General features: G+C 69.2%; 25 protein-coding genes and 1 pseudogene. 12 read left to right on the top strand and 14 right to left on the bottom strand.

Features of this window, described 5'->3' with window-relative positions:
• Positions 1-551: 551 nt before the first annotated feature.
• Positions 552-1,298: pseudogene (locus tag ABD808_RS10940) on the bottom strand (PhoH family protein); the annotation flags it as partial.
• A 133-nt stretch (positions 1,299-1,431) separates the two neighbouring features.
• Positions 1,432-1,776 (bottom strand): histidine triad nucleotide-binding protein, encoded by a 345-nt coding sequence (locus ABD808_RS10935; RefSeq protein WP_344893907.1) that lies wholly within the window; start codon positions 1,774-1,776, stop codon positions 1,432-1,434.
• Between the two features lie 314 nt (positions 1,777-2,090).
• On the opposite strand from ABD808_RS10935, the gene ABD808_RS10930 reads away from it, so the two are divergent.
• Both ABD808_RS10930 and ABD808_RS10925 read left to right on the top strand, forming a co-directional pair.
• A complete protein-coding gene (locus ABD808_RS10930; protein WP_425548910.1) occupies positions 2,091-2,678 on the top strand; it encodes a SigE family RNA polymerase sigma factor in 588 nt (195 codons plus the stop codon).
• Positions 2,675-3,382 carry a hypothetical protein gene (locus ABD808_RS10925; RefSeq protein ID WP_344893904.1) on the top strand — a complete coding sequence of 236 codons (708 nt, stop codon included), beginning with the start codon at positions 2,675-2,677 and terminating at the stop codon, positions 3,380-3,382. The genes ABD808_RS10930 and ABD808_RS10925 overlap by 4 nt, the downstream gene beginning before the upstream one ends.
• Positions 3,383-3,425: 43 nt before the next feature.
• Here the strand turns inward: ABD808_RS10925 and ABD808_RS10920 are convergent, their stop codons facing one another.
• The 3 genes from ABD808_RS10920 to hrcA all read right to left on the bottom strand — a co-directional run bounded on the left by ABD808_RS10920 (position 3,426) and on the right by hrcA (position 6,422).
• Positions 3,426-4,157, bottom strand: a complete 732-nt coding sequence (locus tag ABD808_RS10920; RefSeq protein ID WP_344893901.1) for a 16S rRNA (uracil(1498)-N(3))-methyltransferase — start codon at positions 4,155-4,157, stop codon at positions 3,426-3,428.
• A gap of 69 nt (positions 4,158-4,226) precedes the next feature.
• On the bottom strand, positions 4,227-5,360 hold the full coding sequence (dnaJ, locus tag ABD808_RS10915) for a molecular chaperone DnaJ (RefSeq protein ID WP_344893898.1): 1,134 nt from the start codon (positions 5,358-5,360) through the stop codon (positions 4,227-4,229).
• Positions 5,361-6,422 (bottom strand): heat-inducible transcriptional repressor HrcA, encoded by a 1,062-nt coding sequence (gene hrcA / locus ABD808_RS10910; protein ID WP_344893895.1) that lies wholly within the window; start codon positions 6,420-6,422, stop codon positions 5,361-5,363.
• Between the two features lie 344 nt (positions 6,423-6,766).
• Between hrcA and ABD808_RS10905 the strand changes: the two genes are divergently transcribed.
• Positions 6,767-7,591: a DUF3097 domain-containing protein gene (locus ABD808_RS10905; protein ID WP_344893892.1), complete on the top strand. Its 825-nt coding sequence runs from the start codon at positions 6,767-6,769 to the stop codon at positions 7,589-7,591.
• A gap of 26 nt (positions 7,592-7,617) precedes the next feature.
• Here ABD808_RS10905 and hemW read toward each other — a convergent pair whose 3' ends face one another.
• Positions 7,618-8,826 carry a radical SAM family heme chaperone HemW gene (gene hemW / locus ABD808_RS10900; protein WP_344893889.1) on the bottom strand — a complete coding sequence of 403 codons (1,209 nt, stop codon included), beginning with the start codon at positions 8,824-8,826 and terminating at the stop codon, positions 7,618-7,620.
• A gap of 133 nt (positions 8,827-8,959) precedes the next feature.
• Between hemW and ABD808_RS10895 the strand changes: the two genes are divergently transcribed.
• A complete protein-coding gene (locus tag ABD808_RS10895; RefSeq protein WP_344893886.1) occupies positions 8,960-10,366 on the top strand; it encodes a hypothetical protein in 1,407 nt (468 codons plus the stop codon).
• A 153-nt stretch (positions 10,367-10,519) separates the two neighbouring features.
• The gene (locus ABD808_RS10890; protein ID WP_344893884.1) at positions 10,520-11,077 is read left to right on the top strand and encodes a magnetosome magnetite crystal formation protein family; all 558 of its coding nucleotides are present in this window, start codon (positions 10,520-10,522) and stop codon (positions 11,075-11,077) included.
• 33 nt (positions 11,078-11,110) lie between these two features.
• On the opposite strand, the gene lepA is transcribed toward ABD808_RS10890, so the two are convergent.
• Positions 11,111-12,952 carry a translation elongation factor 4 gene (gene lepA, locus ABD808_RS10885; protein ID WP_344893881.1) on the bottom strand — a complete coding sequence of 614 codons (1,842 nt, stop codon included), beginning with the start codon at positions 12,950-12,952 and terminating at the stop codon, positions 11,111-11,113.
• A 235-nt stretch (positions 12,953-13,187) separates the two neighbouring features.
• Here lepA and rpsT point away from each other — a divergent pair, with 235 nt between their 5' ends.
• Both rpsT and ABD808_RS10875 read left to right on the top strand, forming a co-directional pair.
• The gene (gene rpsT, locus ABD808_RS10880) at positions 13,188-13,457 is read left to right on the top strand and encodes a 30S ribosomal protein S20 (protein ID WP_344893878.1); all 270 of its coding nucleotides are present in this window, start codon (positions 13,188-13,190) and stop codon (positions 13,455-13,457) included.
• Between the two features lie 66 nt (positions 13,458-13,523).
• Positions 13,524-14,063, top strand: a complete 540-nt coding sequence (locus ABD808_RS10875) for an RNA 2'-phosphotransferase (protein ID WP_344893875.1) — start codon at positions 13,524-13,526, stop codon at positions 14,061-14,063.
• Here ABD808_RS10875 and ABD808_RS10870 read toward each other — a convergent pair.
• The gene (locus ABD808_RS10870; protein WP_344893872.1) at positions 14,011-14,532 is read right to left on the bottom strand and encodes a hypothetical protein; all 522 of its coding nucleotides are present in this window, start codon (positions 14,530-14,532) and stop codon (positions 14,011-14,013) included. The genes ABD808_RS10875 and ABD808_RS10870 overlap by 53 nt on opposite strands.
• A gap of 69 nt (positions 14,533-14,601) precedes the next feature.
• Between ABD808_RS10870 and ABD808_RS10865 the strand changes: the two genes are divergently transcribed.
• Together ABD808_RS10865 and ABD808_RS10860 are read left to right on the top strand one after the other, a co-directional pair.
• Positions 14,602-15,522, top strand: a complete 921-nt coding sequence (locus ABD808_RS10865; protein WP_344893869.1) for a LysR family transcriptional regulator — start codon at positions 14,602-14,604, stop codon at positions 15,520-15,522.
• Entirely contained in the window at positions 15,462-15,881 is a 420-nt protein-coding gene (locus tag ABD808_RS10860) for an SRPBCC family protein (protein ID WP_344893866.1), read from the top strand. The genes ABD808_RS10865 and ABD808_RS10860 overlap by 61 nt, the downstream gene beginning before the upstream one ends.
• A 21-nt stretch (positions 15,882-15,902) precedes the next feature.
• Here ABD808_RS10860 and ABD808_RS10855 read toward each other — a convergent pair whose 3' ends face one another.
• The gene (locus tag ABD808_RS10855) at positions 15,903-17,246 is read right to left on the bottom strand and encodes an FAD-binding oxidoreductase (protein WP_344893863.1); all 1,344 of its coding nucleotides are present in this window, start codon (positions 17,244-17,246) and stop codon (positions 15,903-15,905) included.
• 165 nt (positions 17,247-17,411) lie between these two features.
• On the opposite strand from ABD808_RS10855, the gene ABD808_RS10850 reads away from it, so the two are divergent.
• Both ABD808_RS10850 and ABD808_RS10845 read left to right on the top strand, forming a co-directional pair.
• Positions 17,412-18,182, top strand: coding sequence for a sensor histidine kinase (locus ABD808_RS10850; protein ID WP_344893860.1), 771 nt, complete (start codon positions 17,412-17,414; stop codon positions 18,180-18,182).
• Entirely contained in the window at positions 18,179-18,856 is a 678-nt protein-coding gene (locus ABD808_RS10845; protein WP_344893857.1) for a response regulator, read from the top strand. The genes ABD808_RS10850 and ABD808_RS10845 overlap by 4 nt, the downstream gene beginning before the upstream one ends.
• Before the next feature lie 74 nt (positions 18,857-18,930).
• Here the strand turns inward: ABD808_RS10845 and holA are convergent, their stop codons facing one another.
• From holA to ABD808_RS10830, 3 genes are all read right to left on the bottom strand, one after another.
• On the bottom strand, positions 18,931-19,899 hold the full coding sequence (gene holA / locus ABD808_RS10840) for a DNA polymerase III subunit delta (RefSeq protein ID WP_344893854.1): 969 nt from the start codon (positions 19,897-19,899) through the stop codon (positions 18,931-18,933).
• A 296-nt stretch (positions 19,900-20,195) separates the two neighbouring features.
• The gene (locus ABD808_RS10835) at positions 20,196-20,378 is read right to left on the bottom strand and encodes a DUF397 domain-containing protein (RefSeq protein ID WP_344893851.1); all 183 of its coding nucleotides are present in this window, start codon (positions 20,376-20,378) and stop codon (positions 20,196-20,198) included.
• Entirely contained in the window at positions 20,375-21,202 is an 828-nt protein-coding gene (locus tag ABD808_RS10830) for a helix-turn-helix domain-containing protein (protein ID WP_344893848.1), read from the bottom strand. The genes ABD808_RS10835 and ABD808_RS10830 overlap by 4 nt, the downstream gene beginning before the upstream one ends.
• Positions 21,203-21,666: 464 nt before the next feature.
• Between ABD808_RS10830 and ABD808_RS10825 the strand changes: the two genes are divergently transcribed.
• Positions 21,667-22,077, top strand: a complete 411-nt coding sequence (locus ABD808_RS10825; RefSeq protein ID WP_344893845.1) for an ATP-binding protein — start codon at positions 21,667-21,669, stop codon at positions 22,075-22,077.
• A 1,241-nt stretch (positions 22,078-23,318) separates the two neighbouring features.
• Here the strand turns inward: ABD808_RS10825 and ABD808_RS10820 are convergent.
• Both ABD808_RS10820 and ABD808_RS10815 read right to left on the bottom strand, forming a co-directional pair.
• Positions 23,319-25,340 carry a ComEC/Rec2 family competence protein gene (locus tag ABD808_RS10820; RefSeq protein WP_344893842.1) on the bottom strand — a complete coding sequence of 674 codons (2,022 nt, stop codon included), beginning with the start codon at positions 25,338-25,340 and terminating at the stop codon, positions 23,319-23,321.
• Between the two features lie 434 nt (positions 25,341-25,774).
• On the bottom strand, positions 25,775-26,461 hold the full coding sequence (locus ABD808_RS10815) for a ComEA family DNA-binding protein (RefSeq protein WP_344893839.1): 687 nt from the start codon (positions 26,459-26,461) through the stop codon (positions 25,775-25,777).
• Between the last annotated feature and the right edge of the window lie 29 nt (positions 26,462-26,490).

Genomic DNA, 26,490 nt, shown 5'->3' with positions numbered 1-26,490 from the left:
GGATTCCCGTGAGTGAGGACTTGCCCAGAGGGGACTACCGGCCTTAGCCAGTAGTCATACGTGCTCCTCTTGTGGATCTCCATGCCAGGCAAATGCCGCACAAGAGCTGCTGCGACCTCGTCGTCGGCAGTCGTATAGCTTGGCCAGGTCGAACCCGAGACACATCCGTCCCCCAGGAGCAGGCCGAGCGCGTACGGCTGCATGGGCATGTCCCGGGGCGGGAAAGCAACCGGCCGGCTCAGCAGAGGCAATTCATATCGGTGGTAGTGGGCTGCACGCAGGTTGCCGATCATCTCCTTGGTGCTGAGGATCCGACAGGGCTTCCCGCGACGACGATCGTCCCTGGTCCTGACCGCCCAAAGGTGATCGGCCGAGGCGAGGACCGATGCCCCGTCCTGGGTCGAGACCCGGAAGATCTCTTGCTCGCCTTGCGGGTATACCCCGATGACCGGCGTCGGCTCCCCGTTCGAGCCGATGACGAGGTCCCCGACCCCCAACTCGCCAATCGGGCAAAATCCCTCAGGCGTGAGTACATTGGTGAAAATAGGGTGACTTCGGCCCCGCATGTACGCCAGGGGGGCGACCTCGATGGTGCCCGCGGCCATCAGGCGTGGGATCGAGTCGGGGTCGACCATGTCGTGCAGCGCGTCGTACAGCGGACGCAGGTACGGGTCGATCTTCTCGTAGAGCGTTCCGGGCAGGAACCCGAGCCGCTCCCCGGCCTCGACGGCCGGGCGCGTCAGGATGATCCGGTTGACCTTCTTGTCCTGGAGGGCACGGACGGCCTTGGCCATCGCCAGGTACGTCTTGCCGGTGCCGGCCGGGCCGATTCCGAACACGATCGTGTGCTTGTCGATCGCGTCGACGTAGCGGCGCTGGTTCAGCGTCTTCGGGCGGATCGTCCGGCCGCGGCTGGACAGCACGTCCAGCGTGAGGACCTCGGCGGGACGCGCGTCGGTCTCGGCGCGCAGCATCGCCAGGCTCCGCTCGACGGCGTCGGGGGTGAGCTGCGTGCCGCCCTTCAGCAGTTCGAGCATCTCGGTGAACAGCCGGGAGACCAGGTCGGTCTCGGCCTCGGGGCCGGTGACGGTGATCTCGTTGCCGCGGACGTGGATGTCGATGCCGTCGCCGAACGCGCGCTCGATCGCGTGGAGCGACTCATCCCGGGAGCCGAGCAGGCTCACCATCGAATGGTCGTCCGGCACCACGATCTTGATCTGGGAGGGCGGGCCCCCCTGGTCGTCGCGCCCCGTCTGGGTGGAGGTGGGGGTTGACCTCGTGTGAGTTGATTCGACCATCAGCCCGGCCTTGCGGCCTCTCTGACCTGCCTTCTGTCTGCTCCGGGTGCCAAGGTGTGTCGGTTCCATCGTACTGGCCACCCCCGACAGGGCGCCGATCTATTTCCGTGGACGGAGCGGCGCGGGGCCACCGTCAGCCGGGCGGCCAGTTGAGGCCACGTCCGCCGAGGACGTGTGCGTGCACGTGGAACACGGTCTGACCGGCCTGGGCGCCGGTGTTGAACACCAACCGGTAGCCGGACTCGGCGACGCCCTCGGCGGCCGCGACCTCGTGGGCCACCCGCACCAGTTCGGCGAGCAGTTCGGCGTCGGACGCGACCAACTCGGCGACGTTCGGATGGTGATCCCTCGGCACGACCAGCACGTGCGTCGGCGCCTGGGGGTTGATGTCGCGGAACGCGACCGTCCCCGGCGACTCGCGGACGATCTCGGCGGGCACGTCCCCAGAAACGATCTTGCAGAACAGGCAGTCGGTCATCTGTCTCCCTCCGCCTCCGCGCCCCCAGCAGGGCCGCCGAACGTCCGGAAACCCTATCGAGACCGGCGCGAGCGTGGCTCGCGACGCCCCGCACTGGATAGTGTCGTCCGGCGATCAACCTTCGCTTCCGGGCGGCATTCCGACCGCCCAGTGGTTAAGGTTGTCAGCTCAAGGCGTACCCCCCGGTTCGCAAGGCATTGACGGCGTGCTCGGCCGGGCCGGGCGCGCCGATCCACGCCGCTCCGACGGTCCGTCCGTAAGGATGGCCGGGGGACGGCAAAGGCGGCGGATAGGTGACCGAGGCAAACCACGACATGCCCTTTCGTAAACCCAACGACGAGGGCGCGCGTCCCACTGACGTGACCGAGACCCTCGTGGCCAGGGGCACGGCGGGCGCGGTGGCCGTAGCCTGGGACGCCGACCAGGCGGTGACCGCGCTCTACAGCGCCAACTACCGTTCACTGGTCCGGCTCGCGGCGATGCTGGTCCGTGACTCCGGGACGGCCGAGGAGGTCGTCCAGGACGCGTTCGTCGCGATGCACGGCGGTTGGCGCCGCCTGCGCGACCCCGACAAGGCGCTGTCGTACCTACGACAGTCCGTGGTGAACCGCTCACGATCGGTGCTCAGGCATCGCGCCGTCGTCGAGAAGTACGCCCCGAAGGGCCTGCCGGACGCGCCGAGCGCGGAGGCCGGGGCCATCGGCGAGCTGGAGCGGTCGGCGGTCATCGACGCCCTGTCCCGGCTGCCCGCACGCCAGCGGGAGGCGCTCGTCCTGCGCTACTACGCCGATCTGTCCGAAGCGGAGATCGCCAACGCGATGGGCATCTCCCGCGGTGCCGTGAAGAGCCATACGGCGCGCGGCATGACCGCGCTACGCAACGTCCTGGAGCAGTTCTCATGACCACCGACCCCGACGACGAGCATGGCGAGATCCTCCGCCGTGCCCTGCACGCGGAGGCGGAGACGGTCAACCCCGAGGGGGACGGCCTGGAGCGCATCCGGGCCCGCATTTCGGGCGGTCACGGCCGCCGGTTCGGGCTCGGACGGTTCGGCCCCTCCCGCTACGGGCTGGGGATCGACCGCTTCACCGTCAACTGGGCACGTCCCGTCCTCGCCGTGGCGGCCGCCACGGTGATCGCCGGGCTGGGCGTGACCGCCCCCCAGACCATCGACCTCATCCAGCAGTCGGTCGGCAACAACGGCCCGGCCGGCGACGGGCAGAATCCGCCCGGCGGGGAGCGCACGGACGCCGGAGGCGACCCGCAGTTCCCCGACCCGGCGTCGCCCGGCAACAGCGCGTCCGGTTCGCCGAGCGGCTCGATGTCGCCCAGCGTCACCGTCTCGCCGGGGATCTCCGCCTGCCGTATCCCGCCGTCGGGGACGCCGACGGCCGCCGCCTCGTCCGCCGCGGACGCCACGCCCGCGCCGTCGACCACGCCCTGCCCGAGCGAGTCGCCCTCGCAGACGCCGACCGTCACGCCGCCCGCCACCACGCCCGCGACGCCCGACCCGGGCGACCCGACCGACCAGCCGACGCCGTCCACGACGAGCGAGCCCGCGCGGACCACCGGCGGGCAGGGCACCGGAACCGGCGACGGTTCCTGACCCGCCTTCCCCAGCTCACTCCCCCGGCCCCCAGGGGCCGCCGTCACCAGCGGCCGGTGGCCGTCATCAGGACAGCGGCGGCCGCGACTCCGGCCGTCGACGTGCGCAGCACGGTCGGGCCGAGCCTGGCGGGACGCCCACCGGCGGCGGTGAACCGCGCCAGTTCCTCGTCGGTGATCCCGCCCTCGGGGCCGACGACGACCACGATGTCGCCGTCGGCGGGCGGCGCCATCGCGCTGAGCGGCGCGTCCGACTCCTCGTGCAGGACGACCGCCAGCGACGCCGCCGCGACCCGCTTGGCGACCTCGTCGGTGGACGCGAGGTCGGCGACCTCGGGGAGGCGGCCGCGGCGCGCCTGCTTGCCCGCCTCACGTGCGGTGCCGCGCCAGCGGGCCAGGGCCTTCGCGCGGCGTTCCGCGCGCCACTGGGTGACGCAGCGCGCCGCCGACCACGGGACGATCTCGTCCACCCCGACCTCGGTCATGGTCTCGACCGCCAGCTCGCCCCGGTCGCCCTTCGGGAGCGCCTGGACGACCACGACGCGCGGCACGGGCGGCGGCTCCCGGTGCCGGGCCAGCACGTCCAGCGTGAGGGACGCCCGGTCGGCGGCGGTCACGACGCATTCGGCGAGGAGGCCCGCGCCGTCGGTCAGGTCGACGCGCTCCCCGGGCCGTAGCCGCCGCACGGTCGCGGCGTGCCGGCCCTCGGGGCCGTCGAGGACGACGCTGCCGCGTTCCAGCGCGTCCGTCCCGGCGAGGAACACCGGCGGGCTCATGCGGAATCCCTAATCACCGTGTTTGGAGGGGCCGCGGAGTCCTTCCTGGTAGGCCTCCGCCGCCGCTCTTCAGTGCTGGTTGAAGACGTCCTTGATGCGGGAGAACATGCCGCGCTGGCCCGGCGCGAACTTGCCGGGCGGACGTTCCTCGCCGCGCAGCGTGGCGAGCCGCCGCAGCAGCTCCTCCTGCTCCTCGTCGAGCCGGTTCGGCGTCTCCACGTTCACATGGATCATCAGGTCACCGCGGCCGCTCTCGTTGAGATGCCGGACGCCCCGGTTGTACAGCGTGATGACCTGCCCGGACTGGGTGCCGGGCTTGATGTCGACGCTCTCGGTGGCGTCCAGGGTCTCGATGCTGACGCTGGTGCCGAGCGCCGCCGCCGTCATCGGGATCTCGACCGTGCAGTGCAGGTCGTCGCCCTCCCGCTCGTAGATCGCGTGGGCCTTCTCCACGATCTCCAGGAACAGGTCGCCGGGCGGGCCGCCGCCGGGGCCGACCTCGCCCTCCCCGGCGAGCTGGATGTGGATGCCGTTCTCCACCCCGGCCGGGATCTTGACCTTGACGGTCCGGCGGGTGCGGACGCGGCCCTCGCCGGAGCACTCGGTGCACGGGTTGCGGATCACCGAGCCGAACCCGCCGCACGCGGGGCACGGCCGGGCCGTCATGACCTGGCCGAGGAACGACCGCTGGACCTGCTGGACCTCGCCCCGGCCGTGGCAGGTGTCGCACGTGTCGGGGTGGGTGCCGGGCGCGCAGCCCGAGCCCTCACAGCTGGTGCAGGCGACCGCGGTGTCGATGGACAGCTCGCGGGTCGTGCCGAACGCGGTCTCGCTCAGGTCGAGTTCGACCCGCAGCGTCGCGTTGCGGCCGCGCCGCGCCCTGGACCGGGGGCCCCGGGACGCCGCGGTGCCGAAGAAGGCGTCCATGATGTCGCTGAACGGGAACCCGGCGCCGCCGAACCCGCCGGCGCCCGCGCCGCCGCTCGGCGCGAACGGGTCGGCGCCGAGGTCGTACATCTCGCGCTTCTTCGGGTCGGAGAGCACCTCGTACGCCTGGGTGATCTCCTTGAACCTGTCCTGGGTCTCCGGATCCGGGTTGACGTCCGGGTGGAGCTCCCGCGCGAGCCGCCGATAGGCCTTCTTGACCTCGTCGGGGCTGGCGTCCCGCCGGACGCCCAGGGTCGCGTAGTAGTCGTTGGCCACTTACGACCCCGCCAGGATCTGTCCCACGTAGCGTGCCACTGCCCGTACCGCTCCCATCGTGCTGGGGTAATCCATGCGTGTAGGCCCGAGCACTCCCAGCCGGGCCAGGGTGAGGTCGCCCACGCCGTAGTCGGCGGCGACGACCGAGGTGGACCGGAGCCCCAGGTCGGGGTTCTCGGTGCCGATCCGCACCGTAACCTTAGAGGAGTCGCCGGTCTCGCCGAGCAGCCGCATCAGGATCACCTGCTCCTCCAGCGCCACCAGGACGTCCCGCAGGCTCTGCGAGAAGTCCACTGCGGCGAGGTTCGCCGCACCCGCGAAAACGATCTTCTCCTCGTGCTTGTCGACCAGTGTCTCAAGCAGCACCGACAGGACCGCCGCCGCGAGCGGCCGTTCGTCGGGGGTCACCTTGTTCGGCAGGTCGACGAGCGCCGTCGGGACGTCGCCGAGACCGAGCCCGTCGAGACACGTGTTCAGCAACGCCCGCAGGTGCCCGATCGATTCCTCCGAGAGCGCGTCCGGCTTGCTCTGCGCGGACGGCCCGCCGGACCCGCCGGAGCCGTGCGGCGGGACGTCGATCACCCGCTGCTCCACCCGCCCGGTGTTGGTGATCAGGACGAGCAGCAACCGGCCCTCGGCGACCGGGACGAGTTCGACGTGCCGCACCGACGAGCGGGTCAGCGACGGGTACTGCACGACGGCGACCTGCCGGGTGAGCTGCGCGAGGAGCCGCACCGTGCGGCCGACGACGTCGTCGAGGTCGTAGGCGCCGGACAGGAACGTCTCGATCGCGCGGCGCTCGGCGACCGACAGCGGCTTGATCGTGGACAGCCGGTCGACGAACAGCCGGTAGCCCTTGTCGGTGGGGACGCGCCCGGCGCTGGTGTGGGGCTGGGTGATGTACCCCTGCTCCTCCAGGACCGCCATGTCGTTGCGGATGGTGGCCGGGGACACCCCGAGGTTGTGCCGGTCGGTCAGGGCCTTGGAGCCCACCGGTTCGTTGGTGGAGACGAAGTCCTCCACGATGGCGCGCAGGACCGCGAGCTTCCGGTCGTCCAGCACCCGATCACCTCCTTCGTCCCGCCGGGCCCGAGCGGTCGGCTCGGACCGCCCCGCCGTGCCGGGCGGCCGGTCCGGTGAGCGTCACCGCACCGACTGGCACTCCTTGCTCCCGAGTGCCAAGTGTACGGCCCGGAGGCCGCACTCTGGAGGGTCCGCCCGGACCCGTACGGCTGCGCGATCTTATCTCCTTGGACTCCGCCACCGATTCGCGCCGACCGTCCGTCCGGTGGCCGCCCCGTGGGCGACCCGTGGGCGACCCGTGGGCGACCCGTGGCCGTTCGCGCCACGCCGGGAGACGAGGGACGACGCCACCTGGGCGTCCGTCCGGGTTAATGTGCGGATCCGTGCGGAGTAAGAACTATGGAAACGACGTGCTGGCCGGTGACTGGCGTCGGCCGCGCAAGGGCCAGATCCCCGAGGTCCCGGCCGAACCGGGGCTCGTCGCCGAGGACCCCGACAGCGGGTTCTGCGGCGCGGTCGTCGGCTGCGACAAAACCGGCGTCACGCTGGAGGACCGGTTCGGCAAGCGGCGGGTGTTCCCGCTGACCAAGTCGGGTTTCCTGATCGACGGAAAACCGGTCACGCTCGTCCGGCCCGCGCCGCCGGACGCGGCGTCGCGCGGGCGGGCGCGGTCGGCGTCCGGGTCGATCGCCGTCCAGGGGCTGCGGGCCCGGGTGGCGAAGGAGAGCCGCATCTACGTGGAGGGCGTCCACGACGCGGAGCTGGTCGAGAAGATCTGGGGCCACGACCTGCGGGTCGAGGGCGTCGTCGTGGAGTACCTCGAAGGCGTGGACGACCTGCCCCCCATCGTCGAGGAGTTCGGCCCTGACACCGACCGCCGCCTCGGCGTCCTCGTCGACCATCTGGTGGACGGCTCCAAGGAGTCCCGGATCGCGGCGCGGGTGTCGTCGCCGCACGTCCTGATCACGGGGCATCCGTTCATCGACATCTGGGAGGCGGTCAAGCCCGCGTCGGTGGGGATCCGCGCCTGGCCGCGCGTCCCACGCGGCATCCCGTGGAAGGAGGGCGTCATCGCCGAACTGGGTTGGGGCGACAACACGGGTGCGGCTTGGAAACGCATTCTGGCTTCGGTCAACAGTTACGCGGATCTGGAGCCCGCCCTGTTGGGACGGGTCGAAGAACTCATCGACTTTGTGACAGTCCCCTAGAGCCCCCTAGGCGAGCGGGTTTCGCGTTAGACCAGGTCTCGGACGACGGCGTCGGCGAGGAGCCGTCCGTGTCGGGTGAGGATCGCGCGGCCCCGCTCGTAGGGGACGGGCTCGATCAGCCCGTCGTCGATCGCCCGCCGCGCGGCGGTGTCGTCCAGGAGGGTGGACGGGCAGCCGTCGGCGAGCCGCAGTTCCAGCATGATCCGCTCGACGCGGCGGTCGTCGTCGTCCAGGATCTCCCTGGCGTGCGCGGGGGAAACGTCCTCGGCGAGGCGGGTGGCGTAGGCGGCGGGGTGCTTGACGTTCCACCAGCGGGTGCCGCCGACATGGCTGTGCGCGCCCGGCCCGACGCCCCACCAGTCGGCGCCCGTCCAATAGAGCAGGTTGTGGCGGCAGACGGCGGACGGTCCGGTGGCCCAGTTGGATATCTCGTACCAGTGCAGGCCGTGCGCGGACAGCATTTCGTCAGCGATCAGGTAGCGGTCGGCCATGGCGTCGTCATCGGGGGCGGCCAACTCGCCGCGCCGTACTTGTGCCGCCAGGCGGGTGCCGTCCTCGACGATGAGCGCGTACGCCGAGACGTGGTCGGGCTCCGCCATCAGGGCCGCCTCCAGGGAGCCCTTCCAGTCGGCGTGGGTCTCCCCTGGCGTGCCGTAGATGAGGTCGAGGTTGATGTGCTCGAATCCGGCCTTGCGCGTCCACTCCACCACCTGCGGGACGCGGCCCGGCGTATGGCTGCGCTCCAGGACGGCCAGAACATGCTCGCGCGCGCTCTGCATGCCATACGAGACGCGCGTGAAACCGGCTTCGCGCAGCCTTCCCACATAGGACTCGTCCACCGATTCGGGATTGGCCTCCGTGGTGACCTCCGCGCCCGGCGCGAGCCCGAATTCCTTGTCGATCGCGTCCAGGACGCGTCCTAGATCCTCGGGCGGTAGCAGTGTGGGAGTGCCGCCACCGACGAAGACCGTCTCGACGGGCAGGTCCACGTCGCCCAGGACGCGACGGGCTATCCGCACCTCCGCGATGGCGGTGTCGGCGTAGGTGTCGCGGCTCGCTCCCGGTCCGAGTTCCGTCGCGGTGTAGGTGTTGAAGTCGCAGTAGCCACACCGCGTCACGCAGAACGGGACATGCACGTAGAACGCGAAAGGGCGCGTCCCAAGGCCGTCGAGGGAGCGGCTGGGCAACGTGCCGTCCGCGGGGACGGGATCGCCATCAGGAAGGGTCGAGGGCACGCCTCAAGTCTGCCCTGCCCAAGCCCCTGCCCCGTCCTGCCCGGTCAGAGCGGGTCGGGCCTCATGAATCCGACACCTGCGCGGGGCCTGGACTTCACCGGCGCGCAAGACACGCTGCCTAACTTCGCTGATCATGGGAAAACGTGCTCGTCAGGCCGTACTCGCATTGACAGGCGTCGCCGTCGTCGGCGCTCCCCTCCTCCTCACCGTCTCCCCCGCGTCCGCCGCCCCCGGCGTGATCAACGTCCAACGGAACGGGTCCACGAAGTCGCTGTCGTTCACCGCCCGGCGGGACGGGGAGGCAGTGATCTCCTTCGCCGCGTCCGCGCCGGGCGTCTCCTGGGCTCGGAAGGGCGCCGAATCCGCCGTCGTGGCGATCTCGGTGGACGGACGGCACGTGACCGACCTCGTCGTCCCGTCGTCCGAGCCGGTGGCCCGGAGCCTCGGCCTCGGGCATGTCCGTCCGGGCAGGCACAAGGTCGCGCTGCGGTTCGCGAAGGGCAGCGCGGCCACCGCCCGCCGCGTGACCCTGCGGCGGCCCCGCGTCGAGGTGCCGTCCGGGGGCGCGGACGCGGTCGCCCTGCGGCACGCGCCGATCGTCGTCGGAAGGACGCTCGGCTCGCTCGGCAACCCGTACCAGAACTCCACCACCGACACCCCACTCGTCGCCTGGCACGAGACGAAGGCCGCCGCGGCGCCCGGCCACCGGATCCTCGAGTACTCGGTCGTGTGGAGCAACGAGGACGGCGGCACCGACACGCCCGCGCTGATGGCCCGCTGGGGCCGGACCACCGACATCGAATGGATCTACCGGGTCGAGGTGGACCGTTCCGGGAACCGCGTCGACGACACCGGCGTGTACCAGGCGCCCGAGCACCAGACGCTCAAGTTCCACGGGCGGTACGAGGGCGACCATCCGTTGCTGCAAACGTGCACGTCCAACAACAACATGTGCGACGTGATCACGCCGAAGTCGCCGCTGCGGTTCCTGCTCGACGCGTCCCCGACGCGCCCGGACGGCCGCGCCCGCGAGGTCGTCATGGACCGCGAGCCCTGGACGTACCGCATCGCGGCACAGGAGATGGTCCGCGAAGGGAAGATCGAGTCGCCCTCCGACCCCGCGACACGCGAGGTCGGCGACCAGCGCACCTACCTCTTCGTCGAGTTCGACAAGAAGACCGGCTCGCCGACGGGGTCGGGCTCCGTGCCGGGCGTGGCGCTCGGCGTCCGCCTCAAGGACGACCCGTCCACGCTCTACAGGTCCGACCACGACCAGCCGACCTGGTCGATCGACCGTGACGGCGCCGTCGCGACCACCGTCGAGTTGCCGGTTGGGACGACGGTCGCCGACATCGCGTCGATCGAGGCGCTCCGCCGTCCGATCGGGGTCGGGGACAACGGCGCACCGGCCACGGTCACGTCCCTCAACCGGGGGTTCTTCCTGGACGACTCGTACCTGCCGCAGTCTTCGTCCATCGGCTGGAAGGGCTCGGTGGCGGTCACGCGGGAGAAGCCGTCCGCCGTGGTGTGGCGTCCCTGATTCCGTCCTGTCCTGGATCGCGTGAACCGGGCCCGTGGCGCGAAACGGCCACGGGCCCGGGGATCGCGGGAAACCTTACGAACTCCGGGCGCGTCGAAGGAGTCATACAATTCGTCCATAGCTCGCACGGCGCACCAGGAGAGGACGTCCGCCATGGCCCACGGGCCTCCCCCGTCGCCCGGCCAGGGGCAGCAGCCCGGATGGCAACAGCAGGCCCCGTGGCAGCAGCCCGGAAACAACATGTGGCAGCAGCAGCCCGGCCAGCAACAGGGTCAACAGCAGGGCCAGCAGCCTCCGCCACAGCAGCCCGGCGGCTCGGGCTGGCAGCAGCAGCCACAGCAGGGCGGTAACGCCCCCCAGATGCCCGACCACACCGGTCCCGTCACCGACGAGGAAAAGACGTGGTCGTTGATGGCGTACGTGGGCCAGTTCGTCGTCAGCGCCGTCGCGCCCGCCGTCGTCTACGTCGGCAAGGCGCGTTCGCCGTTCGCGCGCAGGCACGCGGTGCAGGGCCTCAACATGAGCATCGCGGCGATCGCGGTCTGGTTCGTCTTCGGCCTGCTGTCGCTGGCCATCGGGCTGCTCATCTGGGTGCCGCTGATCTTCACGGCCGTCGTGATGTTCTTCCTCGTCTACGCCGGACGGGCCGCCAACCGCGGTGAGTTCCGGCGCGTGCCGTCCGTCGTGGCCTGGCCACTGCTGAAGAAGTAGTTGCGCCCCAGGGCGCGGCCGAGGGTCGGGCGGCTACTTCTTGCTCTTGTCGCCCGGCTCGCCGCCCGTGGACAGGGCCGCGACGAAGGCCTCCTGCGGGACGTCCACCCGCCCGATGGTCTTCATCCGCTTCTTGCCCTCCTTCTGCTTCTCCAGCAGTTTCCGCTTGCGGGAGATGTCGCCGCCGTAGCACTTGGCGAGGACGTCCTTGCGGATGGCGCGGATGTTCTCCCGGGCGATGATGCGCGCGCCGATCGCCGCCTGGATCGGCACCTCGTACTGCTGGCGCGGAATGAGTTCCTTGAGCTTGGCCGTCATCATCAGCCCGTACTCGCGGGACTTGTCGCGGTGGACGATCTGGCTGAACGCGTCCACCGACTCGCCCTGCAACAGGATGTCGACCTTGACCAGGTCGGCCTCCTGCTCCCCGCTCGGCTCGTAGTCCAGCGAGGCGTACCCGCGGGTCCGCGACTTCAACTGGTCGAAGAAGTCGAAGATGATCTCGGCGAGGGGCAGCATGTAGCGGATCTCGACGCGGTCCTCCGACAGGTAGTCCATGCCGAGCAGCGCGCCGCGTCGCCCCTGGCACAGCTCCATGATCGCGCCGATGTGCTCGGACGGCGACAGCAGCGTCGCCTTCACCACCGGCTCGTACACGCTGCCGATCTTGCCCTCGGGGAACTCGCTGGGGTTGGTGACGGTGTGCTCCGACCCGTCCTCCATGACCACCCGGTACACCACGTTCGGCGCCGTCGAGATCAGCGACAGGTCGAACTCGCGCTCCAGCCGCTCCCGGACGATCTCCATATGCAGCAGCCCGAGGAACCCGCAGCGGAACCCGAACCCGAGCGCCGCCGACGTCTCCGGCTCGTAGACCAGCGCGGCGTCGTTCAGGCGCAACTTGTCGAGGGCGTCGCGCAACTCGGGATACTGGTCGCCGTCCACCGGATACAGGCCGGAGAACACCATCGGCCTCGGGTCGCGGTAGCCGCTGAGCGCCTCGGCCGCCTGCCGCGACGCGCCGGTCACGGTGTCGCCGACCCGCGCCTGCCGGACGTCCTTCACCCCGGTGATCAGATAGCCGACCTCGCCGACGCCGAGGCCCCGCACCGGCTTCGGCTCCGGGGAGATCACGCCGACCTCCAGGGTCTCGTGCGCGGCCCCGGTCGACATCATCAGGCTCTTCTCGCGGCGCGACAGGTGCCCGTCCATGATCCGGACGTAGGTCACCACCCCGCGGTAGGTGTCGTACACCGAGTCGAAGATCAGCGCGCGGGCCGGGCCGTCCGGGTCGCCGACCGGCGCCGGGACCTCCGCCACGACCTTGTCGAGCAGCTCGCGGACGCCCTCGCCCGTCTTGCCGGACACCCGCAGCACGTCACCGGGGTCGCAGCCGATGATCCCGGCCAGCTCCTCGGCGTACTTGTCGGGCTGCGCCGCCGGAAGGTCGATCTTGTTGAGGACGGGGATCAGGTGCAGATCGGCCTCAAGCGCCAGATACAGGTTGGCGAGCGTCTGCGCCTCGATGCCCTGCGCGGCGTCCACCAGCAGGACGGCGCCCTCGCACGCCGCGAGCGACCGCGACACCTCGTAGGAGAAGTCGACGTGCCCCGGCGTGTCGATCAGGTTCAGGACGTGGTCGACGCCGCCGGACGTCCACGGCAGCCGGACGGCCTGGCTCTTGATCGTGATCCCGCGCTCACGCTCGATGTCCATGCGGTCGAGGTACTGCGCGCGCATCTGGCGCTCCTCTACCACGCCCGTCAACTGGAGCATCCGGTCCGCGAGGGTCGACTTGCCATGGTCGATGTGCGCGATGATGCAGAAGTTGCGGATGATCGCGGGATCGGTCTTGTCAGGCTGAGGCGCTGGCACCGGGGTCCGTTTCGCAATACTCACTGGTGGACATGATTCTCTACCCCATGGTCCCATGCCGTCCTCGATGCTCCGTGCACGGTTCGGTTTGGGGCGGGCTCCAGTGATTGGTAAGCTGTGCGACTGCGTGTGGCGTAGCGTCGTGCCCCGGGGCACCGTCCCGCCCCCGTCCGGACATTCGTCAGGGCCTGCGCACGAGCAGGCGTCCATCGCGAGCAAGCTGAGGCACTACGACGTGGCTAACATCAAGTCCCAGATCAAGCGCAACAAGCAGAACGAGAAGGCGCGCGTTCGCAACAAGGCCGTCAAGTCCGAACTGAAGACGGCGATCCGCAAGTTCCGTGAGGCCGCCGAGGCCGGTGACGTCGAGGTCGCCGTCGCCGCGCAGCGCCACGCCTCGCGCAAGCTGGACAAGGCCGTCAGCAAGGGCGTCATCCACAAGAACCAGGCCTCCAACCGCAAGTCGGCGATCGCCAAGCGCGCCGCCGCGCTCCAGGCCAAGTAGGAGCGGCAGCCGTTCGCGGGGGTCGGCCGTGAGGCCGGCCCCGACGCGTATCCGGAGTCGGAGCCGATGGACGAACGCCGCGTCGTGCGGGTCTCCAAGTTCCTCGCCAAGCATCTCCGTCACCGGCCCGAACGGATCGGCCTCACGTTGGACGCGGAAGGTTGGGCGGACGTCCCCGAACTCCTCGCGGCCGCCGCCCGCAACTCATTCCCGCTCACGCGAGACGAACTCGACCATGTCGTGGCCGTCAACGACAAACAGCGCTTCCAAGTGGACGGGGGCCGGATCCGGGCCGTCCAGGGCCATTCACTCCCGGTCGAGCTGAACCTTTCTCCGACGCTCCCGCCGTCATTCCTGTATCACGGCACGACGAACCGCGCGCTGGAGTCGATCCGGCGTGACGGGTTGCTGCCCATGGGGCGGCAGTCCGTCCACCTGTCCGCCGACCCCGAGACGGCGCGGCGGGTCGGTGCCCGCAGGCGGGGCGAGCCCGTCGTCCTGATCGTCCTCGCCCGGCGGATGGCCGCCGAGGGGCACGAGTTCCGCGTCAGCTTCAACGGTGTGTGGCTGGTCGAGTCCGTCCCGCCGGGATATCTCTGCGAATGACCTCGGCGGACGCCCAGTCCGGAACGTGCCGCACCCATTCGGGGCCCTTCTCCGGCCCGAACAGATACCGGTACGGCACGATCTCCCGAATGGCGCGGTGAACGTCCAGCCGGTCGTCGATCATGTGGGTGATGCCGATTTCCGCGCAGTGCAGCGCCTTCTCCGGCCGTTTCCGGCAAAACCGAACGTTCTCTCTGCGGAGGCCCGTCCGCGTGTAGAAGTCGTGGTGGTCGAGCCAGGCCAGCGTCCGTTTCCGCACCCGGTCGCCGCATTTGGAGATGATCCAGGCTCGTCCCGCGAACGCCTCGACGAGGCCGGGCAGCACCTCGTACACTCCGTCGGTCGCCGGTGAGGCGAGCGCCTCCTCGAAGCTTCCGCTGAGGAACGCGGTGTCGTCGTCGCCGGGCGCGAGCAGTCCGCCGTGAATGACCCTGCCGAAGTCGACGCCGAGCCGAGCTGTCGTATCCATGCCTCAACTCTCGGCGCCCGGCTTCTAGAACAGAACTATAAGGACATGCAGGATCTATAGTCTCTTCTTATGGAGTTGGGTCGGCTGTCCACGGACGCGCCCGCCTCGTTCGCGGTCTTCGCCGACCACCTCAATTTCACCCGCGCCGCCGAGGAACTCCACATCTCGCAGCCTGCCCTGCACGTCAAGGTGCGGAAACTCGCCGACACCCTGGGGCGCCCCCTCTACGTCCGACGCGGACGCCGACTCGCCCTGACCCCGGCGGGCGAACAGGTCGCCCGCTTCGCCCGCGACCTCGACGCCCGGATGACGGCGTTCCTGTCGGACGTCCACGGCACCGCGCCCACCCGCGTCCCGACGCTGGCCGCGGGTGAGGGCGCGTATCTGTATCTGCTGGGCGACGTCGTCCACCCCGGCATCCGCCTCATCAACGGCGACCGCGCGCGGACGCTCACCGCCGTGCGCACCGGCCGCGCCGACCTCGGCGTCGCCGTCCTGGACGTCCTGCCCGCCGACCTGGACGCGCCCTTGCTGGCGACATATCCGCAGGTCCTGGTCATGCCGGACGATCACCCTCTGGCCGAGCGGACCAGCCTCACGCTCGCCGACCTCGCCGGAACGTCCCTGGTCGTCCCCCCGCCGACCGGCCCGCACCGGGTCGGCCTCGAACGCGCCCTCCGCGCCGCCGACGTCCCCTGGACCCTCGCGGTCGAGGCCGAGGGCTGGCCGCTGCTCCTGCACTTCGTGTCGCTCCGGGTGGGACTCGCGGTCGTCAACGGCTGCGTCGTCCCGCCTCCCGGACTGGTCGGACGCGAGATCATCGACCTTCCGGCGGTCCCCTACCATGCAGTCCATCTGCCGGACCGCGCTGAGGACCCGCTCGTCACCGGGTTGCTCTCGGCCATCCGCACCGCGCTGAGGAGAACACCGTGCACTTCGAGATCTCCGTCGACATCGACGCCACCCCGGAGACCGTCTGGAACATCCTGAAGGACGTCGAACACTGGCCGGACATGACGGCCTCGATCACCAGCGTCGAGATCCTGGACAAGCCGCTCGCCCTGTCCAGCCGCTCCCGCGTCCTCCAGCCGAAACTGCGTCCCGCCATCTGGACGGTCACGGCCTTCGACGAGAACAGGACGTTCACCTGGGAGACCCGCGCGCCCGGCGTGACGACCACCGCTGCGCACGACATCGTGACCAAACCCGACGGCACGGTCTCCGTCCTCCTGACCCTCGACCAGAAGGGCCCCTTGGCACCTCTCGTGTCCCTCTTCATGGGCAATATGAGCCGCCGTTACGTCACGATGGAGGCCAACGGCCTGAAAACCAAGGCCGAGGCCTCCTGACCCGCGACACGCCCCTCTGCCCTAGTGGGGGAGGACGTTGTGGGTGCGCCGGAACACGTTGCCGGGGTCGTAGCGCTGTTTGACCGCGGCCAGGCGCCGGTAGGTGTCCGTCGGGTAGGCCGCCGCGACGTCCGAGGGTTCTGCCGACCCGAGGAAGCCGACGTAGGCTCCGCAGCCCAGGGCGCTGACCCGCGACCACCGATGCGACGCCTGAGCCAGGACGTCCTGTGGCGCGTCCTCCGGGAGCAGGAAGGCGGCTGCCAGCATGACTTCGGCGTCACGGTGGGCGAAGGCCGTCGCGTCCTGGCCGACGCGCGCCACCGCGCCACCCATGCCGCGTAGCGAGATGGCGGCTCCACCTCCGTTGAACAGTTCGTCCACGGCCGCGATGCGCGCGTCGTCGAACGTGCTGAAGAAGGTGTTGTGCACGTCCATGCGTAGTCCCGGAGGGAGTTCTGAGCCGTCCTCAAGCACGTCGGCATAGGGCATGGGCTTGATGTCGTCGGAAACGATCGGCGCGAGTGCTCGGAACGGGCGCAGCGCCTTGTCCGCCTCGGCACCGTCCGCGCTGGCGTAGCAGCAGGTCAGCATGACGACCCCGGGACGCCCCGGCGCCGCGGGCATGAGGCTGAGCGACGTGGTCAGGTTCTCGTCACCGTCCCGGCCGAGGTCCCGCCAGCCCGCGATGAGCCCCCGCGGGTCATCGGCCTGGTAGGTGATCGTCCCGTAGTGGACGGTGGTGACCGGCTGGGCGATGAAGTCGAAGCCGACCGCGACGCCGAAGTTGCCACCGCCACCCCGCAACGCCCAGAACAGGTCGGCGTGTTCGGCGGCGTCCGCGCCGATCAGCCGTCCGTCCGCGGTGACGAGCTGCACCGCCGCCAGGTTGTCGATGGCCAGCCCATGCCGACGCACCATCCAGCCGATGCCGCCGCCCAGCGTCAACCCGCCCACACCGACCTGTGCGGTGTCGCCCGCCGTCAGGCCCAGCCCGTACGGCCTCAGGGCGGCCGCCACGTCACCCCAGGTCGCCCCCGCACCGATGCGAACTCGACCGGACGACGGGTCCAGCAAGTGCACGCCGTTGATCCGCCGCGTGTCGATGACCATTCCCTCGTCGTTCGTGCTCAGCCCCGCCATGCTGTGCCCGCCGGACCGCACCGTCACGGCCAGCCCGGCGTCGGCCGCGTACCGGAGCGCCGCCGCCACTCCGGCCCCGTCGCGAGGCCGGACCACCACGTCGGGGGTGCCCTCCGCGAACAAGATCGTCGCGGACTCGGCGTAGCCGCCGTCCCCCGGCACCAGCACCTCCGCGACGGTGGCCAGGTCCGAGGAGAACCGTTCCCTGCTCGAAGTGTGTGTCATGGGGACGATGGTGCCGATCCTCAAGCGTTCGGTCGTCCGGCACAGGATGCGTCTTTCTCCTGCTCAACGGGGAGTCGACCGGCCACCCGCCTACTGCGGTGGGAGTAGGCGGCAATGGGTACGCCGGGAGGATGCGCCCGCCTGGTACGCCCGTATTCTCGGAGGATGCGTACCGATCGCGGCTTGCGGAGGCTCTACGGGGCCGGATGGCTCATCTCCGCGGGAGTCATGCTCGTCGCCGCCCGCATGTGGCGGCTCCACCTGCTCGAGGTGGAGCAGCGCGCCGAGGAGGCGGAGCGGACCAAGGACGAGGCCGCCAAACGCCGGGCCGTGGAGGAACGGCTGCGCATCGCCCGGGAACTGCACGACTCGCTCACCCACAGCATCTCGGTGATCCAGGTCCAGGTCGGCGTCGCGGTGCACCTGGCGGGCAAGCGCGGCGAGGACGTGCCGCCCGCGCTGCTGGCCATCCAGGAGGCCAGCACGGACGCCGGACGGGAACTGCGGGCCACCCTCAGCGTGCTGCGCGCCAACGAGGACGGCGACACCAGCGGCCTCGGCCAACTGGAAAGCCTGGTGGCCCGCGCACGCACGACCGGCCTGCCGGTCACCGTCACGGTGACCGGCAGGCGACGCGAGCTCACAGGCGGCGTCGACCAGGCCGCCTACCGCATCGTGCAGGAGTCGCTGAACAACGTCTCACGGCACGCCGCAGGCGCACGCACCACGGTCCAACTGCATTACCAACCGGACGAGCTGGTCGTCCAGGTAGAAAACGACGGCAACGCGCCCAGCGCTCCGTCGCAGGGCCAGGGACTCGGCCTGATCGGCATGCGCGAACGGGTCACCGCACTGGGCGGCCACCTCCACACCGGCCCCCTCCCAGACGGCGGCTTCCGAGTACGCGCCGAACTCCCCGCCCAACCCGCGACATGATCCGTGTCCTCCTGGCCGACGACCAGGTGCTGATCCGCAGCGGCATCCGTTCGCTTCTCGACGCCGAGGACGACATCGAGGTGGTGGGTGAGGCCGCCGACGGCCAACAGGCGATCGCGCTGGCCGCCGAGCACCGCCCCGACATCGCACTGGTCGACATCCAGATGCCCGTCCTCGACGGCATCGAGGCCACCCGGCAGATCGTCGCCGACCCCCGGCTGACCGACGTCCGAGTCGTCATCCTCACCAACTACGGCCTGGACGAGTACATCTTCCGCGCACTACGCGCAGGCGCCAGCGGCTTCCTGCTCAAGGACACCCACCCCGCCGAACTGCTCCAAGCGCTACGGGTGGCGGTACGAGGAAACGCGCTCCTCTCCCCCGCCATCACCCGCCGCCTGATCAGCGAGTTCGTCGCCCGTCCCCCAGACGTCCTGTCCGCGGTGGGAATGGAGTCGCTGACCAACAGGGAACGCGAGGTCGTAGCCCTCGTCGCCCACGGACTGAACAACGACGAGATCGCCGAGACCATTTTCCTCAGCCCCACCACCGCCAAGACCCACGTCAGCCGAGCGATGACCAAACTCGGCGCCCGCGACCGCGCCCAACTGGTCGTCTTCGCCTACCAGACCGGCCTGGTAAGCCCCCGCGACCCCAAGCCCCCCACCCCCTGACCGACCACCCCAAGCCCCAACAACAAAATACGAAGGCCCCAGCTCACGAGGAACACCAACACGAGAAAACGGAACTAGGAGGCGCGTCGCTGGGCGCGGGCGGTGACGATCTGGGCGACGGCCTTTTCCAGCGCGTAGGCGGGGTCGGCGGCGCCGCCCTTGACCTGCCCGTCCGCCTCCGCGACCACCGTGAGAGCCCGCGCGACGCCGTCGCCCGTCCAGCCCCGCAGTTGCCGCTGTACCCGGTCGATCTTCCACGGCGGCATGCCCAGTTCCTTCGCCAGCGCCGCCCCCCGGGCGCCCCGGGGTGCACCGCCGACCTTCGCCAAGCCGCGCACGCCTTGGGCGAGTGCGCTGACGATCAGCACCGGCGCGACCCCCGTCGCCAACGCCCACCGGAGCTGCTCCAGGGCCTCGCCGAGTTGTCCCTCGATGGCCTTGTCCGCCACCGTGAACCCGCTGACCTCGGCCCGGCCCCGGTAGTACCGCGCCACCGCGGCATCGTCGATCTTGCCTCCCGTGTCGGCGACCAGCTGACTGCACGCCCCCGCCAGCTCCCGCAGGTCGCTGCCGACCGCGTCGACCAGCCCCCGCGCCGCGTCCGCCGAGATCTTCCCGCCCAGCCGACGCATCTCGGCCCGGACGAAGTCGACCCGCTCCCCCACCTTGGTGACCTTCGGACACGAGACCCTGCGCGCCTTGAGCTTGGTCAGGCCGTCCACCAGCGCCTTCCCCTTGGCGCCACCATGGTGGACGGCGACGAGCACGACGTCCTCAACGGGCGCCTTCGCGTACTTCAGCACTTCGGCGGTCAGGTCCTTCCCCAGGTCCTGCGCCGACCGCAACACGAGAACCTTCGCGCCACCGAACAACGACGGCGACGTCAGCTCCCTGATCCGCCCGGGCTCCAGGGCACCCGGCCCAAGGTCGATCACCTCGGTCTCCGAGTCCTCCGCGCGCTTGGACGCGACGACCTCCCCGACCGCCCGGTCCACGAGCAGCTCTTCGTCACCGACAACCAGAATGATGGGCTCAACCGACACCCTTGCAGCATGCCACGCCCACGCCGCCCCCACTCCACCAACCACACCACCCAAGGCGCCAGCCCACCACCGTCCGGGCCGGACACAAGAGATTTCCCCACGAGTTTGACGGAGTCAGCCGCATAGGCTCTGACCTGCGAATGTCCGGGTGTTGTGTCTGATGAAATAGGGAGCCGTCCGGCAGGATCTTGGGGGTTGGCTCCCCTGCGTAGCTCCCTGGCTCCCCCAGAACGGACGTGTGGACGCAGAGAGCCTCCCACTCGGGGAGGCTCTTCCGCGGGTAGGGGGTTACCGGGTCACAGGTCGTGTGACCCCTGCTTGACGTCCATAAGCAACGCTGCCCACGTACGTCGCGCCATAGTCAACTTCGGGCCGCTCGGGTCCTTTGAATCCCGCACAGCGATCGACCAGTGAAGGTCTGCGAGTTCGACACAATCCCCACCATTGGCGGAACTGTGCGAAGACTTACGCCACTTCATTCTGTCCATAGTTCGTCTGCCAGCCTTAGTATAAATTCGATTGATTCTTGTGCGCGTAGCGCGTCCGCTCGGAAGATGTTGAACATGCGGCGAAGCCGTGCGACAGCTGCGGCATCTTCGATCACGTCGCCGCTAATCGCGTTATCGACATAGGCGACGTCGTCGCCACCGTCGAAGTTCGCAACCACGAACGGTCCGGTAAATCCAGCGCAAACCTCGGACTCCGCTGGGATGACCTGGATGATGACGTTCTCGCGACTCGCCATCTCCACGAGGTGAAGAAGCTGTTCACGCATCACCTTCTTCCCGCCCATGTTGTTGCGGAGTGTAGCTTCCGCGATTAAGGCGACAAGAGTCGGAGGGTCCTCCTGGTCTAGGATCTTCTGTCGCTCTAGTCGAGTGGCTATTTCTTCCTCTGCGTCAGCATTGTGGTGCGATGCATGGAGTACCGCCGTTGCGTACCCTTCAGTCTGCAACAGGCCGGGAAGAACGAACGCTTGGAAGGCCCATAGTTCCGTGGCTTGCCCCTCGACCTCTTGCCACCTCCCGAACCATTCCTGTGGTACCGCGTCGTTGATGAGGTCTTCTCTAATCCGGCACAGGATTCCCGCATCTTCACCGTTGCCGAAGCCCAGGACTTTTTCCACTGCCTTGAGGTGATCCGGCTTCGGTAGCCGGAGGCCGCGCTCCCATGATCGGACGAGAGATTCAGACACATAGACCGCTTTGGCCAAAGCGTCCCGAGTTATCCCTTTTGCCTCACGGGCGCGCTGTATCTCTTTACCAAGGAACGTCCGGGGCGACTTACTGTTCCGCGTGGCCATGGGGGTACAGCTCCACACAACTAGGGGGTTGGGTCTTGTCTGGTCTGCGTGCCTGTGCTTGGTCTACCCAATCCTAGGACGAACACGTCACGGTGAATACCCCAACGTCAAGTAATCCCGCAGGTGGGCCGCTCAACATGGGAGCGGCCCCGCCCGGTGCGCCAACACCGAACGGGGCCTTGATCGGAAAGGTGGTTCCGACCCGTGCGCAACCTACCCGAATCGGCACCTACTAGTACTAGCAGAGATCTCCTCCGCAGCGTGCCCCCGGACACAACGGCTCAGCGCCTTCAGTCGCTGATGCGCGATCGGCGGCCCTGCTGGTGCGGGCAAGCAACAGGCCGCTGCTGGGGGACGCCGCGACCGCCATGCCCCTGGAACGGCGTGGTCGAGAGTGACACGCCCGACACTCTCACCAAGCGCATGGCGGAAATCGAGGCACACCATGGGTGGGGGCGGCGACCGTGAGCACCAAGCGCCCAACCGCCACCCAGACACCAGACGGGGCAATGCTCACCCTCGATCCGACCATCAACGCGCCGAGGCTCGCCCGAGACTTTCTCGTCAAGTGCTTCTGCGATCTGGGAATCGCCGACGACTACGTCGGCCAGACCGTAGTTAGCGAATTGGTTACCAACGTATACAAACACGTCAGAACCGGACAGATCGTCGTACGAATCTTCACAGACGACCATGACGGTTCCGTGGTGGTGGAGGTCTCGGATCAAGGCGAAAACATGCCGGTCATTCGGGAGGCCGAGAATAGCGACCTATCCGGACGCGGGCTCTACATAATGTCGATGCTCGTCCGTGCTTGGGGAGTGCGACCGACCAACAATGGAGGAAAAACCGTATGGGTAAAACTCGACCGCTGACCGTACGCACGGAACGGCGCATACTGCAATTGCGCACGCACCTCGGACGCTCGACGGCCGTTCGGTACCTGGATACGCTCAGCGCTGCGCTCAAGCCGTTGGGGTACCGGCCCATCCGCCTTTACCGGCCCGAAGAATTTCCAATGCCGGTCATTCTTCCCGCGCTATGGGAACCTTCTCTTTGGGTCTACGTGTCTGGCCCGCACAGCCACGTGGGAGCCGTCCTGAACGCCCGAGTCGTGCAGCACCACATGTGGGCATACCACGAGGCACAACGCGGCAGATTTGGTTACCTGTCGCCGTGCGGGGATGTGAAAGCGGCGGCCGAAAGGATTGACAGCGTTCTCAAACGCCGGATGTATCCGGGCAACGCCTGGTAACAACTACGGGGGGTGTGTTTCCACTTTCCCTTGCACGCCCCCCGTTTCCGAGATGGCACACCGTGGGCCTCTCCGACCTGACTGGGGAGCGGAGGGGAGGCCGATGTCATCTCGGGGCTTCTGTCCCTCTCTCAAGTCTGGTCCCGTGCTGAGGAGAGGGACAGAAGCCACATGTACCAACATCCAAAGGTTGACGCAGTTAGCTAGGTATAGGAGGGGACTGCGTCAACTCGACCCCCGTCCCTCTCCCCAAAGCCCCCGAGGGAGAGGGACGGGGCTTGGACGTCTCAGTGCAAGAAAGGACTGACGCAGATGCAGAGTCCCGAGGTTAAGCCTTTGCGTTGGGGCTGGATTTCCGCCCTCTATTTCGAAAGCGGCATGGGATGGATGGACCCCACGGAGGCAGCAAAGTTATCAGGAGTCCGCACGACCAATCTCCGAAGCTGGTCAGAAAAGGGAATGCTATCGGTGATCCACTTCCCGAGACAACCTCGCCGATATTACATCCCCGAACTTCGGTACCTTGCACGACTCGGGGAGATGTCGGGAGAGCCACTGACTCTCACCCTACTGAATAACCAAATCGACATCACGCTTGAGCTTGGACATTGCCCCAAGTTCATAAACTCTCATGGGCAATTACTCTAATGCTCCATGTTGGCGCCTCATAAGCTGTGCCATGAGGCGCCAACACGCATTTGCGGGGTAGCATGGTTTTGTACCCTTGCCCTCAGTTCAGGTCTTCTGTGCGCGGTAGATTTCCATGGCCACCTCTAAAGAGGAGCATTCGTTCGTGTCGCGGTCGCCGGAACGCGTCGGTTTGGATGCCAACTAGGCGGGCGGATGCGGGATGCCGATGGGTTAGTGGCGGGGGACGGCTGCGGGGCCGGAGTTGGTGGGAATGATCGCGATGTCGCCCTCCTGGTCGGTGCGGTGGACCTGGGTGTGAAGGTCGCGGAGGAGTCTGAGGGTGGTTGGAGACGGGTGGCCATAGTCGTTGTCTTCGCCTACGGAGATCAGAGAGATGGATGCGTGGGCGGCGGCTAGGAAACTTCGGGCCTGGCTACTTGACCCGTGGTGCGGGACCTTCAGGATCTGGACGGAAGGGACGGCCCATTCCAGGGCGCGTTGGACGTCGGTCTCGACGTCACCCGTGAGGAGTGCGCTGAAGCCGGGCTTGCGAGCGACGAGGACCACGCTCGCGTTGTTGACCGTGGTGCCGTCATCTTTGGGCGAAAGAGGCGGGCCCGGGGTCAGCGGGGCGAGGACCGAGAGTGTCAGGGGCCCGATGCGCCATTGCTCGCCCGCCTGGACGGGACGGGGGGCGACGGCGCGGGCGAGGCGTGCTTCGCGGCCCGTGGTGCGGGGCGTCGTCAGGATCGTGTGGACGTCGCGGTCGTGCAGAACGCCGGACAGGCCGTTGATGTGGTCGGCGTGCGGGTGGGTGAGCACGACCAGCGGCACGTCGTGGACATGGAGGCGGCGTAGGCACCGGTCTACTGGCGCGGGGTCGGGGCCGGTGTCCACGACGACGGCCTGACCGGGCCCCGTGGACAGGGCGAGCGCATCGCCCTGTCCGACATCACAGGCGACCAGTTGCCAGTTCGGCGGCGGCCAGCCGGGCGCGGTGACGCGCATGGCGATGACGGCGAGCAGGACCCCGGCCATGGCGGCGGCCGCGAGTAGACGCACGCGGCGGCTGCGCAGGATCAGGACGGTGACCCCGGCGGCCAGGAGGAGTGCGGCGGCGCCCAGGCCACCGCTCGTCCAGGGGATCGTGGCGTAGGGCAGGGCGGCGGCGGTGCGGGCGACACGGATGATCCAGGCGACGGCGAGGCCCGCAGGCCACATGATCAGCTGGGCGAGCGGCAGACAGACGGGTGCGGTGGCGGTGCCGAGAGCACCGAACAGAGTGGCAGGGGCGACGGCGGGAGCGGCCAGGAGGTTCGCGAACACTGAGACGACGCCCACCTCCCCGGAGAGCATCACCAGCACCGGGGCCACGGCGAACTGGGCGGCCGCCGCGACGGCGACGGCATCGGAGAGGGGGCCTGGCAGGCGACGCGCCAGCCACTCACGCCATGGGGGCGCGAGGACGAGCAGACCCGCGGTCGCCAGGACCGACAACGCGAATCCGTACGAGCGGGCGAGTTCGGGGTCGATCAGCACGAGGAGGAGGACGGCGGCGGCCAGGGCGGGCACACCTTGACGTCTGCGTCCGGTGAACAGCGCCAACATGCCGATGAGCCCCATGACGGTCGCCCTGAGAACGCTCGGCTCCGGACGCGCCACCACGACGAACGCGAAGATCGCGAGGACGGCGATGGGAGGCGCACGGCGCCGTCCGAGACCGACGAGGCGACACAGTCCGAGGACGGCGCCGATGACGATCGCCAGGTTCGCCCCCGAGACGACCAGGAGGTGGGTGAGACCGGCGGCACGGAAGTCCTCCGCCAAATCCGGGTCGAGACGAGACGTGTCACCGACGACCATGGCGGGCAGCACGCCGCGCTGGTCCGGCGGGAGCCGCGCCGCAGCGGATCGCAGCCTTCCGCGCACGTACTCGGCGGCGCGCTGAACCCTGGACGGCGGCCCGAGGACGGCCGGTGGCCCGCGCACGATCACGACCGCGGCGAGAAGTTCGGCACCGTCCGGCGTCACGAACCGGCCGTGGAGGCGGACCCGCTGGCTGGGAACCAGGGGGAGCCACCTGGGGTCACCCGCGACCAGAAGGACCGGCACCCGAACCCTGGCGTTCGGGATCGTCTCCACCCTGGCTCTAATGGTGATCGTCGGTCGGACGCCGCCGGACTTCGCGTGCGGGTCGCCAGTCACCACCGCCTCCGCGGTAGCCGTGCGGTCGAGCCGTGCGAGGTCCCGCACGGGCCCAGTGCCTACCGCCGTGGCGCGTAACGCCACCCCGGCCGCCGATGCCGCAGCACACACGAGAACAACTCCCGCCCACCGCCGCCGGGACGCCGGGCCGGGACGGCGAGCAGCATCTCCGGAGGTCGGTGACCGTAGGAGAGAGTGAATGACCTCGTTCGACACTAGGCGGGCCCGAGCGCGCCTCCAGGTCGCCGACACCACAGAACACACGAGAGCGACCACCGCCCACCGCCGCCGCGCGGCCGTGGCCGTTCGGCGAGCCGCGCCGGTGCGACATCGCATCGGGATGTGTCGGGTTGTTAGGAGGGCGACGGCCGTCAGGATCAGGGTGGCGGCGAGGGCGTAGATGAAGGGGGTCGGGAGACCGAGGGCGAGGGCGGCCGTCAGCCAGGTGGCGAGGGCTGGGGCCAGCAGGCGTAGGTCGTGGTTCATACGCGGACCATTGGTTTCAGGTCCGCGAAGCGTCGGGCTCCTATGCCACTGACGTCTTGGAGTTGTTCGACCGAGCGGAAGCCACCGTTCTGGGTGCGGTAGTCGACGATGCGCTGGGCGAGGACGGGGCCGACGCCGGGGAGGTCGTCCAGTTGGTCGGCGGTGGCGGCGTTGAGGTCGAGGGGGCTGTTGCCCGCCCCGGCGGGTGTGGACGGGGCCGCGGCTGCGGCGGGGGCGGGTCGGACGACGCCTACCGGGATTTGCTCGCCGTCTACGAGTCTTCGGGCGAGGTTGAGGGTTCCGGTCCTGGCGCCCGGACGCATCCCGCCCGCCGCCTTGATGGCCTCGGCGACGCGAGAGCCGGACGGCAAGGTGATCACCCCCGGGTGCTTGACCTTTCCGAGGACGTGCACGACGACCGTGGCGATCGGGCTCGGGGGCGAGGCGGGGCGTCGTGGTTCGGCGAGGCTCGCGGTCGGGAGTGGGGTGGCGGGCGGCCCTGGACGCGGGCGCGCCAACCACAGGTAGCCCGCGGCCACCAGGGCGGCGACCACTCCGAGCAGGATCAGGACGCGGACGCGCGGGCGTTCGGGCCCGCCGCGCAGGCGCGCCGAGGGCGGCGTCTCGGGTGGGCGTAAGCGGCCCGTCAGCGTCTCAAGGCGGTCCCGGGCGTCGGTTCTCATACGGCCAGACGCTAGGCCGGTCCAACGTC

This window comes from Actinomadura meridiana (assembly GCF_039537545.1).
Lineage (GTDB): Bacteria > Actinomycetota > Actinomycetes > Streptosporangiales > Streptosporangiaceae > Spirillospora > Spirillospora meridiana.
The sequence above is the reverse complement of the archived record's forward strand: the minus strand, read 5'-3'. Positions and strand labels throughout refer to the sequence as shown.